The organism is Pelagicoccus mobilis, assembly GCF_016595505.1.
GTDB lineage: Bacteria > Verrucomicrobiota > Verrucomicrobiia > Opitutales > Opitutaceae > Pelagicoccus > Pelagicoccus mobilis.
On record NZ_JAENIL010000091.1, the window covers coordinates 1 to 16544 of the forward strand.

Sequence of the window (16544 nt, forward strand, 5' to 3'; positions counted from 1 at the left end):
ATCGCAAGTTAACGTTTTCTGTTGAATCGCGTGACAAGCACGCTCCCACCTATTTAAAATTAACATTATTGGACGGTCTCTAACCAACTCCCCATTCTGACTCCTACAGCTATGCAAGATACGCGGCCCAACATTCTCTTTATTCTCACCGACCAACAGCGCTTCGACACCATCCATGCCTTGGGCAATCCAGTGATCAAAACGCCAAACCTGGATCGCCTGGTGAATGAGGGCACAATCTTCTCACGAGCTTACACACCGAGTCCCGAATGTTGCCCAGCTCGAGCATCCCTGCACTACGGTCAGTACCCCGCCCTCACCGCGTGCTACAGCAACGTGAACGATTGGCCTGACGATGAGCAAAACTCCTCTTACGTAAACGAGTTAACCCAAGCTGGCTACCGGACACACGGCGTGGGAAAGACACACTTCGCTCCTCGCTATCAGGATATGCGCGGCTACCAGACCCGAGACATTCAAGAGGAAGTGATTAGCAAAGGAGGCGATGATTACATCCGCGAATTGGAAGAGACCCCCTACGGCCACGTCTTCGAACCTCACGGAGCACGCGGCGAAATGTACTATATGCCTCAGCCTTCCGCACTTCCAGCAGAGTGGCACCCCACTCAATGGGTTGCCAACAAGTCGATCGATTTCATCAACAGTCAGAAAGATTCGGATACACCTTGGTATCTGACTACCAGTATCATCAATCCGCATCCGCCTTTCGCCCCACCCTCCCCTTGGCACAAGCTATACAGAGCTCAGGACATGCAGTTACCGAAAGTGCCAGGTAATCTCGATTCGCTTCTCACCTACTACAACCACTTCCAAAACCGCATGAAGTGGCGCGACCGCGGAATCGACGAGAATCATATCCGTTGCATGATCGCCTATTACTACGCGTGCATCTCGTTCATCGACCACCAAGTAGGACGACTGCTCGATACCCTCGAGGAGAACGGCCAACTGGAAAACACTCTCATCGTCTTCACATCGGATCACGGGGAACTCCTCGGCGACTACAACTGCTTTGGTAAACGCAGTCCGCACGACTCCGCCCTGCGAATACCAATGATCTGTCGTCATCCCGAAACCTTCGAAGCGGGACGCCAGATAGATGCTCCCGTCAACTTGATCGACCTCGTTCCAACCTTTATGGAGGCTGCCAAAGTCGATCTGAGCAAGACGAAGTTCCAAGGCAACAGCTTACAATCGATCCACGCAGATCCCGGGATCCGTAACTCGGTTTATGCCCAACTCGGGACTGCCGAACAAGCGCTCTACGTCATCGCCACCCGCAAGTGGAAGTACGCGTATTGCTCTGCTGACGGAACGGAACTCCTCTTCGATCTGGAGAAAGACCCGCTCGAAACCCAGAATCGAGCCAACACTCCACTGTGCCGCGAAATTCAAAATGAACTGAAACAAGAGCTCATGGCTCATCTACGGGACGGCGGGCAACAAGTCGCTATCGACGGAGAGAATTGGAGATCCTATCCCAAGAAATCAGTATCCACAATCCCTGACGAAGGAACGATGCTGCAAGACTCTCAAGGCTTCGACTGGACGATCGCCGGCTACAAAGAAGAAAACGATGACAAAGGAAACTGGAGAGGCTAGAGCATCAACCGCAACCTATGCATCCCTCCATCAGGAGGGCAACGCTCCGTCGTTGCCGCTATAATCCAGAGTTTGAGGCCCTTCCCCAACAAGCTTCCCGGCAACCTCGGAACGCTCAGTTTTGAATAGCCGGGGCTGCTGCGAGGGAGCTCTCCTTTAATAATCCTGCTTTTCCCAAGTTCCTTCGAGGTATGCTTCCCAACTGTGACTCTTGCCACCACAGTATGGGTATGACTCAAAAATGTCCCCCTCACCTCTCACCCGAGGGTCCCCAGTTCTCTCGAGGTAATGATTCAATGCCTCTCGCATAGAGCACAATTGCCCTTTGTATTCAGCGGTTCCAGCTAAGTTAATCATACAGTGCGGATCCTTTTTGATGCTATACAGCTCCTCCGCTGGTCGTTTTCCAAACGCCAGATCGTAATATTTGGATACACCGTTTTTCTCGAGATCTAGGACTAGGTCTTTTGTCGGAGAGGAATCACAGTTTGTAAACCCTGTTTCCGGGTTCCCAGCAGGCCACCGCTCAGGTTCATAGTTTTTGACATACAAAAACTCGTCATTCCTGAGACAACGGACTGGGAATCCGAGATCGCCCTCCCGTCCTAGGTCATGACGCTCTCGTCCCATTGCCACGAATTCTCTATGAGTGGAGGACTCACCCTCCAGTAAGCCTAACAAACTCTCACCAGCCAATTCTCTCCCGTCAATATCAACACCAGCGACATCAAGAAACGTAGCCGCAAAATCGACAAAGCTCACTAACGCATTCTCACGTCGTCCACCTTTTCCCAACTCTCCCCATCGCATAACGAGAGGGAGCCTAAAATCGTCATCATACATCTGTCCCTTAACTCTTGGAAAGGGCGCTCCATTGTCAGATGTGACGACGATCAGGGTATTGTCGTACTCGCCGTTCTCCTTCAACAGATTTACGAATCGTCCAACCTGCTGGTCGAAATACTCAATTTCAAAAGCATAGTCCAACATGTCTCCGCGGACGATGTCATCCTCCGGCCAATACGGCGGAATAGCAGAAATCTCCTCCCTCCTTTTCCCTGCTCGCTTCCCTTGTCCTAACTCGTAAGGCCTATGCGGTTCTTTCGCTCCGAACCAGAAGTAAAACGGAGCACCTTCCTTCCGATCTGCAAGGAAATCCTCAAAGTTGGCTAGATAGTCATTTTTTGCCAGACTCGTGTTTTCCGGCGGAACAAGCGTCCGCTGATTGTATCCAGTTCCCGCTGGGTTTCGCCTCCGCCCGCCGGCTTTCCAGTCCCCGGGAGCCCAGCCCTTTCCAGTGAATCCAACATGATAACCGACAGACTCGAGTGTGTCCGGGAAACACTCAAATTTACTGGGGAAGATATTCCAATGATTACAGGCATCTTCGAGCTGCCAGGTTTCTCGACCGGTAAGAATGGACGCACGCGATGGAGCACATTTGGGGTTTGTTGTGAACGCTTGCTCAAAAAGGACCCCATCAGCGGCTAAGCGATCAATATTTGGAGTCCGAACCCAATCGCGTCCATAGCCCCCGAAGTGAGACGCATCATCCGCGATGATGAAAAGAATGTTCGGCTTCAACATTTTCAATGACTTTATTTTCTCAACACTCGAGCCGTAGATTCTTCGAATATCGAGTAAATAGGTCGAGCTCATCCAGCGTTTCTACGGCTTGGTCGTTGATCTGGATGTTTTGGAACGTAACATCGCTAACACAGCTTTCTTCAGACTGTCCTCCCATAACGGATACAGAGTAGCCCACATTCATGCTTCGCTGGGTTATTTGAAGATCCTTAAAAACGATATTCTTGATGCACCCTAGTTGTCCGCCGTCAACATCGCTAAAGCGCGAACGCAGAACACGAACATCAAAGACCATTCCCCAATACCGCTCAACGCGAATGCTCTCGTAACGCACATTGCTAACAAGCGCTCGATCGCAATTGTGAATAGCAAAGACACCGCCGCTCCCTCCGAAATCGAGGATATCGAGATCTTCGAAACGAACATTACGAATCGAGTCCGCATTCGTCTCATGACCAATCTCTAGCGCATTGCCTGCCCGCTTATTCAAGAGAACGCATCGACGCGCCACCACATTCTCGATGTCGCCACGCCAATCGTAGTCGCAGTCATACGGAGTGTATTCAAATTTTAGAGCTTTCAGAGCAATGCAGTCGTCGTTGTTCACAAAAAAGCAATCCTCGATCAGCACATTTTTCGAAGCGCAGACATCTACACCGTCAGTCGAAACAAGATCGGTTAATTCCCTCACTCGCGAAATCACAACATCCTCGCACTTGCCAAGAGTGATCGGCATGAACTGCGGTCTGATGATGATAATATCGCGGATCGATAGATCACGACAATGATCGAACACGCTCAGTATTCGGTATGATCCCCGCCACGGTTCATAATCCCCATCCAAGACACCTCGCCCAGAAATCGTGATGTTGGCAGCATTTCTAGCCCGGATCGCTCCACGGACGATCGCCCCACCCTCGATGTGGATACGCTCACCATCAGCCAAACGAAGTTCGCCAACTTCATGAATTTTCCCCGCTTCAAAGTAGTGAACGTTGGGATCTTCCGGATCGGGGATGTCAGTCTCCGGACCCGACGCAAAAATATAGAGATTTGGCAGCCCCTCTAATTCCGCGCAAAGATCCGTTGGCTCGTTTAAACGAAAACGATAACTGTAGTCACCTCGTTCGGTTTGGATCTTATGCCGCGTCGGTCGTAAGGTAAGCGACTCAAGCGACTGGCGAACAAAGCAAACGATTTCGACTTCAACCTCTCCCTCGAACTCAAAAGCTAAAAAGTCCTGCTCACCAGCATTACAAACCAAGCAGCTCTCACCATTGATTCGGGCAGCATAATGCACCGAACGCGGTGCATCTTCAGCATAGTCATAAGGTTTCGAATACGCTTCAGACATGGGAAAAAGAAGACTCAACTTATTTGGAGCTCTGCAACCAAAGCATCAGAAACACACGTCGATCACCGATACGCCTTGCCCTGGAACAGCAGTTTCCAGAACGGCATTCACCTGTGTCCACTCAAGCACCTCTTCATTGCAAAGAACCTTCGAAGGCGCTCTTTCTGACATCAGCAGAAGATCACCACCATCTTTGAGACAAATTCGAAGCCAATCTTTACTTAGCCACTCGTAACTGCTTATCGCTGCCGAACTAGCATACTTGCCTTTCAGGCCTAAGGGTGCTGCTCCGTTCTTGATTGGCGAGATGGTAACAATCTCGCTCTCCATAGCTTTGAGCGAGATGGAAACAGGTTCTCCGCTTTCCCTTTCACCAAGATAACCGCCTTTGTGAGCGTAAAACGCATAAGCGTCACCATCGAGTTGATACAGATCATCAGAAGAAACATCTCCAGATATCTCTTTGCTTGAGTAGGTTTCCTCTCCCTCATCATCCGAGTGGCAATTGAATAAAGCCACGGTTCCGATTCCAGAGTTGGTATTGCATACCTTGAGAAGAGAGTCTTCCGAACGAGGATCAACAAACAAGCTATCGATGCTCGGACGAGCTGGATCCTCGAAACGGAGGGCACGACCACCGGATAAGGAAATCTTCCGAATGATGTCGAAGTCGTGAGCTCCCACTTTATCACTCACGTAAACGGGACTTCCACTGACCGCCCGTCCCATAGCGTGAAACTCGGCGTGCTTGTGAGTGGATTGGAACATGTCCCAATCTCCCCAGACGAAGGTGCTGGTCCAGACGTTGTTATAAGCATTGATGACGATGTGATCTGCCTGCTGGGAAGAAGGTTTGTCCGGATAAAAATCGTCTGAGTTCCTCCATGTCGCCGAGGCGCTTAGATTGAAGGCAACGTCGTTGGTATTGGACATACAGTTGATCAGGTTCCCTTCGAAATGAGTTTGCGACGCTCCCTGCAGAGCTTGCTGGTACGCCTTCATCGCCGCAGTATTTCCCACTGAGCTTCCTTCTGTGAAGAACTCCAGCATCCCCTGATTATCGACCTTCACCATGTCGATACCTTCAGAGCTCAAGTACTCGTAGAACTCCTGGTACCAGCGGTGTATATCGGATGGATGGACAAATCCCCGGCTCATCGGCGCGAACTGCTCCCCCCAACCATCAAAGTAAGCAGAAGGGGACTCCTGGTCTACCACTTCAAAACGTTCAGCAACTCCGCCACTTGCCACGACTCCATGCCAATAGCCCTGCAGAGCATGCCAAACACCGACCATTCCGACCCCGTACTTCTCCTTCGCTAGTTGTACAACGGGTTTCAAGCCATCTGGGAACTTCGTCTTGTCTGTGTCAAAGTCCTTGAAGCGAAAACCTTCCAGTTGTTGCCACCCGTCGTCGATCATCAAGAAACCGAGCTCAACTCCTCCATCAGCGAATGCCTGCAAACCGCTTTCAACTTTTTCCGCTGAAACCTCCTGATAAAAGGCATCCCAAGTGCACCAGCCAAAGCGATCTACGAAGTCAGGAAGCCGTTTCTCAGTTCGCAAACGAAAACCTGGAATTTCCGCGGAGATAAAGCGAGCCGCGTACTCAACGAGTTGATACGGATCGTCGCCAATTCCTACAAACAGACTTGGACGTGTCCCGCTCGCATTCACATCGAAACGAACGACTTGCTCTAGCCGGTCGCCACTTCGCCTGAGATAGGATCGCCTATCCCCATTGGAAAGAGGCACCATAACTCCATGTTTTCCATCTTCTCGACGCCAAAGCAGAAAATGTATCTCAGCGAGATCTTTCTCCATGCCCTCCTTATGCTCGACAAAGCTGTGTTCAGGATCCTCTGGTATCGCTTTAAGCGAGTCTCCCATGGCCGGTGTGTACCAAAACGGGTTCACCCGACGGATCGCGAACACTCCGTTCAAGACAGGGATATCGAACTGGCTAGACGACTTCCCTCCCGGGCGAGCCTCCCCCGAATTCACGAAAAGAGCTACCTCCAGCTCTGAATCCTCTAGGTGGGTAACATCCGCCTCGGAGAGTCCACCGAGATACTGTTCTAAAATCGCTTCTTTCTCTAACTTATCCATCCTGCAAAGCCCTTATCTAAGGCAAACAACTCAGAGAACTCGAACGATTCCCTTTCGATCCGGTTCAAAACAGTCCCACGCAGAACCGCCTCACCAAGGAGTCAGTCGATTCAGTAAGACAATCGCTAAACTGTAAACCAATCCAGCGGCGGTGACTCGGGCAAAGTTTTGAGATTCCACCTCATCAGTTGCTCATAGAGCCTCGGCAAATGCTTCTGAATTTCGGGACTCCCCCATAGGTTATTCATTTCGAATGGATCCTTTTCCAGGTCGTAGAACTCGTTGTCACCCGTCTCTCGAACCACAAGCTTATGGAGCTCAGTCCTCACCATCTGCGAGCGAGCCATCGATTCAGGTTCGTGATAGTAAACCGCAGTCTTGCTGCGCTCAAGCGGCTCAGGAGCGGATTCAGGAGTCGTAAACGCCTTATACTGCTCCCGCATCCCCCGCTCGTGACCTCCATCCGCAAAAACGGCTTCTATCTCCCTTTCCCCGGCTATCACTGGAAGCAAACTCTCTCCGTGAACATTCGGGAGCATCTCGATACCGAGTAAATCGCATAGAGTCGGAGCGACTGAAGCGAGATCACATAAGCTGGAGACCTTTTTCCCACTCGGCAAATCCGGGTCTGAGATCGTAAGCGGAACCTGCATCAAGCAATCTGGGAAATGCGTATCGAATTTCTCAGGCAATCCATACTGGCCGGCGTAGTCACCATGGTCGGACAGAAACAGGACTACCGTATCTTTCCAAAGGCCGTTTCTTTCGATCGTATCCATTATTTTCCCACACAAGGCATCAACTTTGGAGATCATTCCGTAATAGGTAGCTTGTACCTCCTTCGCTGCCTTCGGATTGTCCTCTAAACCAGTGCGGTGCCTCCGCTGGGCCCTCACTGACAAGGGAGCGTTACTCGGCATACTGCAAGGGAGTGCCGGCAACGCCTCTCGGTCGTACATCGAGAACCAAGGCTCCTCCACTCCGTATTCAGTGTGCGGCGACTCCCAATTGAGTTGTAGAAAGAATGGGCGTTCGGGATCCCGCAAACGCTCCAGGAACTCGATACTTTGGTCAGTGTAAGCTTCATCGGGCCGATGCCTTGTTCCGTTGCCTAGATAGTCCCAGCCTCGGTGGAGTCTTTTGGGAGTAAGCCCCTCCGCTTGAAAATCGATCTCCTCAACAAGCTGTTTAGGCTCAACGATTGCTACGAGCTCAGGACACCAAGAGTTGAAATCCAGCCGACTCCAATCTTCGTCAGCCCAGCAATGGTTCTTACCAAAGACAGCCGTCTGGTAACCCTGCTCTCTCAAACTGCGACACAAGTTCGGCTGTTCAGGCTTCAGCGTTTGCTGCACCGTGCACATCCCATCAGAGTGCGAGTAACGTCCCGTCATCAGGGTGCCACGAGCCGGAGCGCACTTTGGGAATGTTGTGTAATGCCGTTCGAAGACAACGCTTCGCTCCGCTAGCCGATCAAAGTTCGGAGTGCGACACACCTCATTCCCCATAAAACCAAGAGCATCCGCACGCATCTGGTCAGGACATAGAATGATCAGGTTTTTTCGCTTCGTCATAAGTCTCCAGGAATCGCTCTAAGCCAATACACCCGCTATCAAGTCACGCGTTTCAGCAATTGCACGTTCTACATCGAACTCTGCGTCAGGCAGGTACTCAATGGAAATCAGGCCCTTGTAGTCTCGTTCCGCAAGCTTTTCGACAACCCAACGCAACTCCTTCTCGCACTCTGCTGGGGGCGCCTGCAGAGCACCTTTTGCACATCCACGTAGGTGTACATGAGTCGCTCCAGAAAGAAGATCTTCCGTATCCTCAACATCGATACCTTGGACGATAAAATGCGACGGTTCGTATGTGTAAGGCAATCCAGGAACATCCGCCAACAAGCGCCTCGCATCCTTCGGAATTTCAAAGGGAGTCTTGTAATGCAACTCCGGAGCTAGAGTTCCTGTTCCTCCACTCGCGACCTCCTGGATCTCTCGAATCGTATCGGTCGTATCTTTCCAAACGCCCTCCGGATCGTTTCGCCAATCTGATATGTAGCCCGGATAGTGAGCTGCAACAGAGATCCCAAGATCTTCCATGAACCGAAGAGTCGCTTTTACCTGAGAAAGCCGCGACTCGTTTCCTGCAGATTCCTCACGACTCCCTAAATCAGGGGTAAACGCGACATTCATCGTCACAGCTCGTGTATTCGATGCCTCGAGACACTTGAGCACTCGCTTCTTCTCTGTTTCGAAGTCCGAAACCAACGCCTCCGGAGACAATAACTTCCATGCCTCAATCCCAATCAGGTCGATTTCATCAAAGCCCAAACGCTTCAGTTTCCCCAATCCATCTTCCAAATTTCCACGCCAAGCGGATGTCGAACCAATTACCTTCATACCGTAACTCCCTTCTCTTTGAGTAGCTCCTCATTCATCAGCGGAAAGCGATCAATCGCAACCGCGTCCTCGAAACGAAGTCCTTTTTGACTCAATCCACTCTGGTAAATCCCAGCGATCAATCGTTGAACCGTCAACGTCCGGCGACCACCAAGTGGATGCTCAACCCCAGAACGGAGACTGTCCACAATCCCTTGATAAACCGCCTTTCCGGCATCCACATCCTCTGGTACTTCCAACGGACGCCAAGGCCCACCACGAGCTCCTGCTGGCAACGGCATATTGTACCAAAGCGAGTCGTTGGTCTTCACTTCCCGATCTCCCAACTGTCCGTCGCATATGAACCAGTTGTGCGGATTCGCCCGGTCGCCTGAACGCCAGAGCATGCCTCGAGAGCCGACAATTAGATACTCCTGATACACTCGGCGTTCGGCAAAGGTCCCAGTGAAGAGACTCAAGCGAATCTTCTCTTTGGAATCCAAAACTGCAAATGCCCCAGCCTCCTTGATATGACCGTAACGTTTCTCAAGGTTCGACAAGTCTAAGCCTGCCTTGATCGTTTCAATCTTTGGATCGCCACTCAATCCCATCAACGAATCGATCAAGTGTGTTCCATCCGATAAAAAATCACCTGCACAGTACCCATAAAGTTCGCACAAGTCACCAATCAGCCCCGACTCGATCGCCGTTCGCACAAACGCAAGATCGCCCATACGCCTCTGATGATTGATGGTCAAAAGCGTACCTGTTCGCTCACATACATCGACCATCTTCCACGCATCTACTGGGTGTACCGCCATGGGTTTTTCACAATGAACAGCACGCGCTCCGAGCTCCGCCACTCGGCAGGTCAAGGCAGCGTGCGAGGCGGTATCCGTGGAGATCACGACCACATCCGGTCGAGCCTCAGCCATCATCGCATCTAGATCAGTATAGCCGACGGCCTCTACCCTTTCAGAAATCTCATCAACCTTGGCCTGATCCAAATCGCAGACCGCTACGAGTTCGACATCTCCACACGCCGCGATCGCTTGCTCGTGAAGTTTGAATATTCCACCAAGCCCAACAATGCCGACTTTTAGTTTTTTGTATTCACTCATCACTTACCTCCTAACGCTTCAATTTCATCGGATAAGCACCCTGTGACAATTTCTCAAGGTGACGCTTCGATTGCTCAAGACATTCCAACGCTGGCTTATCGGGATCAGGCACCCACTCAATCATCATCCGGATCGAACTCGGATCAGGGTGCAATCGAAGGAGTTTTTGGTAAATCTCCTCCAGCCCCACATGCCCTTCCCCCAAACTCGCGCCCGTTAGATCAAATGTCAGAGCAGCTGGATTCGGTTGGACCCAATGATCTTTCCAATGCGTCGCTTTAACCAAAGGAAAAGCCTCATCTGGAATTTGGTCAGGACGCTCGCCCAAGAGATAACAGTTTCCCGTATCCAGCATGATCTCCAAACCAGGAGTCATCGCACAAAGCTCAACGAGATCGCTCACGTAATAATCTCCATGATTTTCGATTACCGCTGGAAGTCCCTCCGCAATACAACGCTCGCAAACCGGACGCAGCTGTTCGCTCAAGAGAGATAGTTGCTCCTTCAATGAAACCGAACGGTCAAACCGATGTTGACCACTCTTGAGGATGAAACTGTAGAACGCGAACGGCACATTTTCGCGAGCGGCCAATAGCAGGTCCAAGTTGTTGCCCAAACGTCTACGCGCCTCGTCAACCGACTCTTCATAGTCGATGCGATCGTGTACTCCCTGGGTTTGTCCGAACTCCTTTGCCAACTGCTGTAAAAATTCGAAACGGGTCCCATCCTCCAAATCTTGCACAGCGATCGCTCCACCATGGAACCCGTTCTCTGCAACGAAACGCAACTTGTTCGCCCACGCATCCCCATCATAGACACCCAGGTCTCCTGGAAACACTCCTGCCATTCCCCAAAAAGAAGGGACCTCTTCGTATCTTTCAGAATTGCTCATGTTAGAATTGCGATATTACCAGAATGGAATAGCCCTTTCCATAGCTCCATTGAGTATAAACCTTTCATTTTTGATATTCGCCTAAGCATGACTTCCGCTCAAGAGCGCACACTCTCTCCAACCACGTACTTCCTCCAACGCAGCCTTGGCGCGGGCACGAGCTGGGGAATGTTCGTGCTGGCCTCGAATGAGATTCCGTCATCACAGGCCAACAGAGAATGGAACCGCCAATCGAACTACGCCCTCAATCTCGTGCATCGAGGCCAAGGCTCTGTACGCTACGGCAGCACTGACGCCCATAAACTCTCGAGCGGCTCTCTCTATCAGCACTTTCCCGATACCGATTCCCAAATCATCAATTGGGAGAACCAACCGCCCCCACACGAGAGCTTCTTAGTCTTGGACAGACGCCTCTATGGGCGTCTTGCTGATCTCGGACTGATCCCGAGCTTTCAAGTCATTACACCTGCCAAGGTCGATGAACTCACAGCGAAGTTCCATCGTCTCTTCACAACACTTTCCGATATTCCGGAGCATCCCAATTTTCGCCCTCTCCTTCTCTCCAAGATCATCGATTTCCTCACCCAAGTCTCACAAATCCAGTCAGAAAATCGTAACGACCCTTGGGACCAAGCCCTTGAAAGCATTCGCGCACGCGTCGATTCAGACCCATCATCGCGCACATCACTCCCCGACATCGCGCAATCTCTCGGCGTATCCTACTCTTCGATACGCTATCACTTCAAACGACGTTTCGGACTTAGCCTTTCCGAATACCGGATTCGTGCTCGAATTGATGCAGCCCAGTCGATTCTTCCCTTTTCCAGCGTTTCAGAAACAGCAGAGAAACTAGGCTACACTGACGCATTCACCTTTTCCACCCAATTTCGAAAGCAAACCGGAATGAGTCCGAGAGAGTTTAAGAGTCAATTCTTCAACTCACCGACCTAGCACTTACACGTAACCAGTATTCGGCTACACTTCAGACCTCATTCAAGTGACAGATATCGAGGCTATCGCTATTGAGAGGACTTACTCTTGAACTGCGAGAGCAGTTGAGCATGCCAGTCCTTACGCCAACCAACGATCGAATTACCCTCTCCAAGATCCCCTTCCTGATGCATACCGAATGCCTCGTGGAAAGTCTGCCAAATGATCGGATGAATCCCTGGGATCATCCCTCGCTCTACAACCGCCTCTGGTTGCAGGAACCTATAGTTGGAAAACGGTATCCGCGCTAGTTCGTCCTCGATCAATAGTCCCTCCCAGCTTTTGTCCGCATGACCAGTCAATCCCTCTGCATAGAGCACAGAACCAAGCGCCACATCCACCAGCACAGCCCCGTATTCCTTTAAGGCAGTGGCGATCGCCATTCCCGCGGGAGACAGACCATAGGCATCTAAATCGACATCAGGGTCCAGTTGGATTGTGATCCCTTCAGGAGGGCCACCGAGCACGCCTCCATCTGTCCAGCTCGCAGGAAACGAGTGCGCCTGCAATCCTGCATAGCGGGTCGCAAACGCCAGCTTGTGTTCGATACGACCTGCCTGTAGCTCTTCATAACGAATCAGACCCGCAACATTCGGAACTCCTGCCGCTCGACAAGGCCCATACATGTGCACGCTTTCCCCATTCCGCATCCCCCACTCACTGGCATCAAATACACCCGTACCATCAATCGGATAAGAGATTCCCGAACAACACCACCAGCTCCCGTCAGGGCGTCTCTCCGCGCCCCACATATCCCAGACTCGATTTCGACTCGGGTCTACGATCGACAGGTGTCCATCCGTCAAGGCATCAGGCAGAGCATCCTCTGGTATCGGCACTCCATCAACAAAACTTGCATCATGTCCGCACGGATGATCAGCAACGCTATCAACAACGTATTTCGATAGCTGATACATGAATCGCCCCTCACCCACATGGTCCTTGATCCTCCGCTCAACTTTAACCAGCGGAGTATCAGGTGCGGCCTCATAAACCGGAATCGTATAATTGTTTCCGTTCACGTGGAAGCCTTCAAGATCGTGAGACTTCTCCAAAAATGAGAGGTAACGCTGGGAAGCAGGATCTACCACAACATCGGCGGGCAATGCCTGATTCCAAAAACTGTCGTCGCTAAAAAACCTTTTGCGCATGGGGTTCAGAGGGTTGATTACGATATCAAAGCCCCTAACCTCTCGAAGTGAACCGCTGAGATCAATCCGTTCCTTTTTCCAGCATGCCAATAAAGCCGAATTTAAACGGTTTCAGGAAATCAAACCACTACCCCCGCCCTCCTTTCAGACAACATCCAGAACGTGAACACACTCCTCCCCAAACGAGGCCTTTCGATCCTCGCCCTATTGCTTAGCCTCTGCCCGCTCTCGTTCCTTCAAGCCTCGTCAAAGATCAAGAACGTCGTCGTGATCGTAGCTGATGATCTCACCTCAAGCGTTCTCGGTTCCTACGGCAACGAACGCGTCAGCACACCCGCTCTCGACAAACTCGCCAGTGGTGGCACTCGGTTCAGCAACGCGTACGCCAACTCCCCGATGTGCGCCCCCTCTCGAGCAAGCATGCTCACTGGCAAATACCCGCATCGAACCGGGTTCAATCTCCTCTTCACGCCCTTCGCCTACAAAGGAAAGCAATCCATCGCGGAACACCTTCGCGCGGCTGGATTCGCCACTGCAATCATCGGCAAGAACCATTGGAACCACTGGATCTGGCAAGATCTTTGGGAAACCCGTCCTGATCACGGTTTCGATCTCATCGTCGAAGGTCACCACTACGCCGAACACAACAAGAAGATCCAGGCCGGGTCGCGAATTCCCTCAGACCTGAGGACCTACGATCGAACAAAAGCGAGCCAAGATCGAATCCACGTCTGGAACCCAGATTACTTGCCGCACCCCTACACCACCGAAGATTCAGAGGCCGCTTTCTACGTTGATCAGTCCGTCGAGTTCCTAGAGGCCAACAAAGACAAACAGAGCTTCCTCTGGCTCGCCTTCAAGGAACCTCACGCGCCATTCGCCTTTCCTGTCGAGTTCGCCAATCGCTTCGACCCAAGCACAATTGAACTCCCACAAGGATCCGCTGAGGACGATCGTTGGATCCCTGAAATATTCGCTCGGTTCACCGACGAACAACGTCGGAACGCAATCGCCTCCTACTGGACCTGTGTTGAATTCCTCGATTCCCAAATATCCCGTTTCATCCAAACTCTTGATACGCGCGGTTTACTCGATGAGACACTGATAATCTTCACCAGTGACCACGGTTACCTGCTGGATGAGCATAAACGCTTCGAGAAACACGAAATGTGGGAAGCAGCCATAAAGACACCCCTCATCCTCAATGGCCCTGGCATACCCGCAGCCAGCAACGAAGCCCTGACTGAGCTGGTCGACCTCGCGCCCACGATTTTAGACTACCTTGATCTTCCGCCAATGGATACCATCGACGGACGCAGCTTGAAACCATTGGTATCAGGCGAAACGGACCAACACCGCCATCAAGTCTTCGCCGAATTCCTCGAGGACAACAAGGCGATGATAGCGGATTCAAAATTCAAATACGTCTTCACCACAGGAAAACGCGACCTCGGCCAAGGCTACGCCACAGGGCAAGGAGCTTCGGGGCTCTATCATCGCCTCTACAACTTGGAAAAAGACCCAACAGAGAGCACGAACCTCGCTCGGCACCCGGAATACAAGGAGGTCGTGGTTCGATACCAAGAAAAACTGCTGGAACAATACAAGAGCTCCCACCCTAATGCAGATCAGATCCCCGATGGACTAACTCCACTCGGTCAGCTCGTCTGGTTCCTCGAACCGCGCGATGTCGGAGCCGAGCACGGAGGCACTCCTCTCCGAGTTTTCGAAGACTAATTTTCCTACCTCAAAAATCCCAAATGAAAACCTTACTCTCCCTATTCCTCGGGACCACCCTCGGCATCACAGCATTCTGCGAACGGCAAAAGCCAAACTTCATCGTCTTCATAGCCGATGACGTTAGTTGGGATGACTTCGCCTGTTACGGCGACCCCAATGCCCAAACGCCAGAAATCGATAAGTTAGCCGAATCCGGTATCACTTTCACAAATACGTACCTTACCGCGAGCTCTTGCAGTCCAAGTCGTAACTCGATCATGACCGGTCGCTACCCCCACAACACAGGGGCTGCCGAACTTCACACGTCGCCGCCAGAAGCGATGCTCTCAATGGCCGAGGTTCTGAAGCAAAACGGTTACTACTGCGGCCACTCGGGAAAATTCCACATGGGCGATTACGCTCATCGCGGATTCGATGTTATCTACACCTCTCGAGAAGATGTAGGCGACGGCGGAGAAAAGAGCTGGGTACAATCACTCGCCGAACGCCCCATGGATAAACCCTTTTTTATGTGGTTTGCCGCCTATGACGCTCACCGAGCGTGGGGAGAAAACGAGTTCAGTGGCACCCACAACCCAGATGAGATCAAAGTGCCTTACTACTATATCGACGATGCCGAAACCCGTCAGGACCTCGCCCACTACTACGACGAGATCAAGCGCTTCGACCACTACATCGGCCTTTGTATCCAGGAACTGGAAAAGCAGGGCCAGCTTGAGAATACCTTCATCATTGTCATGGCCGACAACGGCCGAGCATTCCCGGCCGCTAAAACGCGAGTCAATGACCGCGGCATGAAAACACCCTTCGTCGTCAGTTGGCCTCAAAACATCAAGCGCGCCTCTACCTGCGACAGCCTCGTTAGCGTGATCGACATAGCCCCCACCTTCTTTGAGTTAGCGGGAGCTGAGCTTCCAGAGCAGTTCCAAGGACGCAGCTTCTCGGCGTTGCTAAAAAAGCCTCAACAGGAGTTCCGCAACTACGTTTTTTCAGAACACAACTGGCACGACTACGAAGCCCATGAGCGGATGGTTCGCAGCAAGGACCTGCTCTACATCCTCAACGCTCGTCCCAACAAACCGCAACTCGGTCCAACGGACTCCGTTGGGAGCCCCACTCATATCTCACTCGTCAAAAGCCAACAAGCAGGCACTCTTACCACAGCCCAAGCAGACATATTCGTAACCCCCAGACCGCGAGAGGAGTTGTATGACTGCACCTCAGACACCGAGCAATGGCTTAACATAGCTTCGCTTCCTGATCGTCAAAACGACCTAGCAAAGATGAGAGCTGTCCTCGACGAATGGCGCGAGCAAACAGGCGATACCACTCCCGCAACGCTCACTCCCGACTACTACTTGCCAGAACCAGGCTACATCAAGACCGAGCAACACGGAACACGCGGCGAAAACCCGGGCGCGGCTCGCAAAGCAACCGAAATCAACGCCCCCGGCCCCTTCTAAACAGCGCTCGTTCCTCATACTTCAACAATCAGATAGGGCGTGGGCGCCGTGCCACGCCTAATCCATTTTCCCTTGGCTTGTTTATAACTCTGTAGCCAAAACGCTCTCAAAGCTGTCCGGTATTTGTGGGAGCGTG

Annotated in this window: 12 protein-coding genes; 4 read left to right on the forward strand and 8 right to left on the reverse strand. The window is 51.7% G+C overall.

Annotation, left to right across the window (positions count from 1 at the left end):
- The first annotated feature begins 111 nt into the window (after nucleotides 1-111).
- The gene (locus tag JIN87_RS26515) at nucleotides 112-1623 is read left to right on the forward strand and encodes a sulfatase family protein (RefSeq protein ID WP_200359469.1); all 1512 of its coding nucleotides are present in this window, start codon (nucleotides 112-114) and stop codon (nucleotides 1621-1623) included.
- A 156-nt stretch (nucleotides 1624-1779) separates the two neighbouring features.
- On the opposite strand, the gene JIN87_RS26520 is transcribed toward JIN87_RS26515, so the two are convergent.
- The 7 genes from JIN87_RS26520 to JIN87_RS26550 all read right to left on the reverse strand — a co-directional run bounded on the left by JIN87_RS26520 (nucleotide 1780) and on the right by JIN87_RS26550 (nucleotide 11064).
- Nucleotides 1780-3210, reverse strand: a complete 1431-nt coding sequence (locus JIN87_RS26520; RefSeq protein ID WP_200359471.1) for a sulfatase family protein — start codon at nucleotides 3208-3210, stop codon at nucleotides 1780-1782.
- Nucleotides 3211-3229: 19 nt separating this feature from the next.
- Nucleotides 3230-4564: a glycosyl hydrolase family 28 protein gene (locus JIN87_RS26525; RefSeq protein WP_200359474.1), complete on the reverse strand. Its 1335-nt coding sequence runs from the start codon at nucleotides 4562-4564 to the stop codon at nucleotides 3230-3232.
- A 45-nt stretch (nucleotides 4565-4609) separates the two neighbouring features.
- Nucleotides 4610-6673, reverse strand: coding sequence for a Sip1-related alpha-galactosidase (locus JIN87_RS26530; RefSeq protein ID WP_200359476.1), 2064 nt, complete (start codon nucleotides 6671-6673; stop codon nucleotides 4610-4612).
- 125 nt (nucleotides 6674-6798) lie between these two features.
- Nucleotides 6799-8247: a sulfatase-like hydrolase/transferase gene (locus JIN87_RS26535; protein ID WP_200359478.1), complete on the reverse strand. Its 1449-nt coding sequence runs from the start codon at nucleotides 8245-8247 to the stop codon at nucleotides 6799-6801.
- 18 nt (nucleotides 8248-8265) lie between these two features.
- Nucleotides 8266-9072 (reverse strand): sugar phosphate isomerase/epimerase family protein, encoded by an 807-nt coding sequence (locus JIN87_RS26540; RefSeq protein WP_200359480.1) that lies wholly within the window; start codon nucleotides 9070-9072, stop codon nucleotides 8266-8268.
- Entirely contained in the window at nucleotides 9069-10172 is a 1104-nt protein-coding gene (locus JIN87_RS26545) for a Gfo/Idh/MocA family protein (RefSeq protein ID WP_200359482.1), read from the reverse strand. The genes JIN87_RS26540 and JIN87_RS26545 overlap by 4 nt, the downstream gene beginning before the upstream one ends.
- Nucleotides 10173-10182: 10 nt before the next feature.
- Complete coding sequence (locus tag JIN87_RS26550) at nucleotides 10183-11064, reverse strand: sugar phosphate isomerase/epimerase family protein (RefSeq protein WP_200359484.1); 882 nt, start codon at nucleotides 11062-11064, stop codon at nucleotides 10183-10185.
- Between the two features lie 87 nt (nucleotides 11065-11151).
- On the opposite strand from JIN87_RS26550, the gene JIN87_RS26555 reads away from it, so the two are divergent.
- Nucleotides 11152-12015: a helix-turn-helix domain-containing protein gene (locus JIN87_RS26555; protein ID WP_200359486.1), complete on the forward strand. Its 864-nt coding sequence runs from the start codon at nucleotides 11152-11154 to the stop codon at nucleotides 12013-12015.
- A 68-nt stretch (nucleotides 12016-12083) separates the two neighbouring features.
- Here the strand turns inward: JIN87_RS26555 and JIN87_RS26560 are convergent, their stop codons facing one another.
- Nucleotides 12084-13205 carry a hypothetical protein gene (locus JIN87_RS26560; RefSeq protein ID WP_200359488.1) on the reverse strand — a complete coding sequence of 374 codons (1122 nt, stop codon included), beginning with the start codon at nucleotides 13203-13205 and terminating at the stop codon, nucleotides 12084-12086.
- Nucleotides 13206-13367: 162 nt separating this feature from the next.
- Between JIN87_RS26560 and JIN87_RS26565 the strand changes: the two genes are divergently transcribed.
- Nucleotides 13368-14942: a sulfatase family protein gene (locus JIN87_RS26565; protein WP_200359490.1), complete on the forward strand. Its 1575-nt coding sequence runs from the start codon at nucleotides 13368-13370 to the stop codon at nucleotides 14940-14942.
- A gap of 23 nt (nucleotides 14943-14965) precedes the next feature.
- The gene (locus JIN87_RS26570; protein WP_200359492.1) at nucleotides 14966-16408 is read left to right on the forward strand and encodes a sulfatase family protein; all 1443 of its coding nucleotides are present in this window, start codon (nucleotides 14966-14968) and stop codon (nucleotides 16406-16408) included.
- The last annotated feature ends 136 nt before the right edge of the window (nucleotides 16409-16544 follow it).